Raw genomic sequence first — 654 nt, 5'->3', positions numbered from 1 at the left:
CTGGATCAGGTCCGCGGATGCGCCGGGATACACGGTCGTGATGTTGATGACGGTGTTCGACAGCTTCGGATACTGCCGGATCGGCAGCACCATCGCCGCACGCAGGCCTATCAGCAGGATCAGCAGGCTGACGACGACCGACAGGACCGGTCGCTTGATGAAAATGTCGGTAAAGGCCATCGCGGCGTCTCGATTTCTATCTCTCAAGAGCGTGATCCGGCCGAGCCGGATCACGCGAATGTAATGGGTCAGTAGCGCGGCGGCTGCGCCGGGATTGCCGGGGGCGGGTCGGTCGAGATCGACACCGGTGCACCCGATTGCAGCTTGAGCTGGCCGACGGCAACGACCTTGTCGCCCGGCTTCAGACCCTTGACGATCTCGACGCGACCTTCGACCCTGTTGCCGGTCTGCACGAAGGTGCGTACCGCAGAGAGACTGGTCTTCCCGTCCTCTTCCTTTTTCTCGGTGATCACGAACACCGAGTCGCCGTACAGCGTGTAGTCGACCGCTGTCTCCGGAACGGTGATCACGGCCGGCTTCTCCGGCAGCACCACGGTGGTGGTGACGAACATGCCGGGCTTCAGGATCTTCTCCGGATTGGCGATGGTCGCCTGCACGCGGATGTTGCGGGTATCGGTCGCGATCTGCGGCTCG

1 protein-coding gene and 1 pseudogene are annotated in these 654 nt (G+C 62.7%); both read right to left on the bottom strand.

Annotated elements, in window-relative coordinates; genetic code table 11:
* Window positions 1–180, bottom strand: a 180-nt coding sequence (locus tag IVB01_RS19445) for an efflux RND transporter permease subunit (protein ID WP_247458317.1), incomplete at its 3' end; no start/stop codon positions are given.
* A 68-nt stretch (window positions 181–248) separates the two neighbouring features.
* A pseudogene (locus tag IVB01_RS19440) lies at window positions 249–654 on the bottom strand (efflux transporter periplasmic adaptor subunit); the annotation flags it as partial.

Source organism: Bradyrhizobium sp. 164 (genome assembly GCF_023073715.1).
In the GTDB taxonomy this organism is placed as follows: domain Bacteria; phylum Pseudomonadota; class Alphaproteobacteria; order Rhizobiales; family Xanthobacteraceae; genus Bradyrhizobium.
Note: the sequence above shows the minus strand (reverse complement) of the source record. Positions and strands in the feature narration are given on the sequence as shown.